We start from the raw sequence: 2,563 nt of genomic DNA on the forward strand, positions 1-2,563 counted from the left end.
ACGCAGCCGACTGCCCGGCCAGCGACCTGGCCGTCCCCAGCTCTTCCAGGTTGACCTGTAGCACCACCCGGAACCACTCCTCTTGCTTGCCCCTGCCTACCCCGGCAACCCGGACCCACCGGACAGGCAGGACACAAGCGACGCGAAGCAAGTCACGTGATGAACTCGGTCATCCTAGCTGTTCCGTGATTCGCTTGGTGGCTCTGACTGCCGGGCTCGGCCGAGGAAATACCTGGATATGTGCTGGGAGAATCGCTCGTGATCCGTGGCGGGTCCCAGTCTCGCAGTTCAGGCGGCAGACGCTGCTGGCAGCCGGTGGTAGCCTGCCAGGGCAGCCGTGAGTCGGGGTCTGGCACTGCGGGAGGTCGATGCTGTGAGCGAGTACCGAGGCTACAAGGGACGCGGTCCGCAGGAGGCGGCCCGTGGGGCGGTCTCCCGGATCTCCACCATAGTGGACGACGCCGAGAAGCAGGCCCGCAAGATCCGTGAGGCGACGGAGGATCTGGCGGCCGTGCGGGGGACCTGTGCCTCACCCAACCGGGCGGTCAGCGTCACGGTTGACGCCGCAGGCAGAGTGGTCGGTCTTGACCTGACCTGGGCGGCTATGAACATGCAGGCGCGGGACCTGTCTGCGGTGATCCTGGACTGCATCAAGAAGGCTCAGGCTGACGCTGGGCGCCGGGTGTCCCGTCTGGCCGCAGGTACCTGGGGAGAGGGCTCCGACCTTGCTGAGCGGATGCGGCGGGCCTACCCAGCCGGCTCCCAGGGTCATGAGGTGAGCTGGGATGGGCGGGATGCCCCTGGTGCCGGGAGGAGGCAGTTTGGGGCGCTCCACATCACGCCCGACGGTCCGGAGTACATCTAGGGCGGTGGTCTCAAGCAGCAGAACGCTCAGCGAGCCGCCAGGTGGCGGGGAGCCCCGTGGAGATGGGGCTGAGGAAGGAGCTGTCATGGCGGGCGAGGGAGCACCGGTGCCTGTGCCTGGTAGTGGGGTCTGGTGGCGTCGGGTGGTGCGCGCGGTGGTGGTGGCTGTTGTCCTGGTGCTGGTGGCGGCGGGTGCGCGTCTGTGGTGGGAGAACCCCTCGAGGCGCAGCGTGGAGCTGCCCGAGGGGATCGAGCAGGGGGTGGTGCTAGAGATGAGCAGCAGCATAGGACCGTTGTATGCCAACACAGGCTGCCTGCAGACGAAGGGGCTGCGCTCCCAGGGCCATGAGTGGGTGGGGACCATGGGCTGGTCACGGGCCGACCCTGAGACGGGCAGGCCCGCCGGTGAGGAGGAGACCTTTGAGCTGCGCCTGGGGGAGAGCTTCTACGCCGAGGGCCTGGGCACGGTCACCCTCCTGGCCGTCAACCCTCCCCCGATAAGGACCCCGCTGAGTTCCGGTGACCTCCTGGGGGGCTGGACCCACCGGGTCAACATAGTCCCGGAACCCGGGGTCGTCCCCGAGGAGCCCTACCGGCGCCTCTGGCATGAGTTGCTGGAGGTGTGACTGGAGGTGTGAGCAGCGATCACACGGGCGCAGGGCACCGTGACGGGTGCGTGCAGACAGTGGTGGCCTACATGTCGCCGATGTAGGTCTTGTTGAAGTACTTCTCGTAGTCCTCCCGGGTGATGCGGATGGTCCCGCTCCCGACGCGCCCGTTGCCCGGCACGGGGTTGGTGTCCCAGGGGTTGTAGAGGGTGACGTACTCGTCATTAATATCGACCACCGTGTAGGCGTGGCTGTCCCAGACCTGGAAGTCTCCCTCCTGGTCGCCCGTGTCGATGCGGCCGTTGCCGTTGGTGTCGACGGTGGCCTGGACCGTGCTGCCGTCGCTGAAGTCCCCGCGCGCGGTGCCACCGACCACGACCCTGCCCTCCTCCACGGCCTCCTCGATGGTGTCCCACTCCTCCTCGGTGTACTCGTGCTGGTTGTAGTGGCGGGGGTAGGGGAGGAAGCCCCACCTGCCCCACCCCCAGCCGTCGGTGCTGACCGTCTGCGTGCCCTCGCCCGAGAGGGCCTCCATGGGATCTGTGGGGTCGCCGCCCTCGACGTCCTCCGGGTCCCTGCCCTGCTGCTCCAGGTAGAGGGCGTAGGCGCGCTCGTAGATGTTGATGATGCTGGGGAAGCCCTTGTCGGTGCCCTGGTTGCCAAAGAGGTAGAAGTCGTCCACGGTGATCTCGACCTCCTGGTCGCCGTCGTGGAAGGTGACCACGAAGGCCTGCTGGGACTCCTCCCACCGCACCTGGTCGCGCAGGGCCTGGCGGCCCTCCTCGGTGTCGGAGTAGGCCTGCAACGTGGCCAGCAGGTAGCAGTCACCGATGTTCTCCTGCTCCACGCTGTCCCACTCGGCCGTGCCGTCGGCCTGCTGACGGATCCGCTCGATGTCGCTGTCCCGGAGCTCAAAGGTCGTCCACTTGTTGATGTCGGAGTCGTCGGTGTCCACAGTGGCTGTGCCCAGTGTGGTGGCGGCCTGGGTGGCGGCGTGGTGGACCTCGGCGCGCAGGGCCTGGTAGGTGGCGGCGAGGCTGGCCAGGCCTGCGGCTGCGGGCCCGGCGGCCAGGGGGTTGCCCAGGGCGCTG

The 2,563-nt window shown here is 67.9% G+C and carries 3 protein-coding genes; 2 read left to right on the top strand and 1 reads right to left on the bottom strand.

Annotation, left to right across the window (positions count from 1 at the left end; genetic code table 11):
- Positions 1-373 precede the first annotated feature (373 nt).
- Positions 374-865, top strand: a complete 492-nt coding sequence (locus tag D4740_RS12620; RefSeq protein WP_182911423.1) for a YbaB/EbfC family nucleoid-associated protein — start codon at positions 374-376, stop codon at positions 863-865.
- An 85-nt stretch (positions 866-950) separates the two neighbouring features.
- Positions 951-1,490: a hypothetical protein gene (locus D4740_RS12625; RefSeq protein WP_119837228.1), complete on the top strand. Its 540-nt coding sequence runs from the start codon at positions 951-953 to the stop codon at positions 1,488-1,490.
- A gap of 67 nt (positions 1,491-1,557) precedes the next feature.
- Here the strand turns inward: D4740_RS12625 and D4740_RS12630 are convergent.
- On the bottom strand, positions 1,558-2,563 hold a 1,006-nt coding region (locus tag D4740_RS12630), incomplete at its 5' end, for a C2 family cysteine protease (protein WP_119837229.1).

Source organism: Actinomyces sp. 2119 (assembly GCF_003591215.1).
Classification (GTDB): domain Bacteria; phylum Actinomycetota; class Actinomycetes; order Actinomycetales; family Actinomycetaceae; genus Actinomyces; species Actinomyces lilanjuaniae.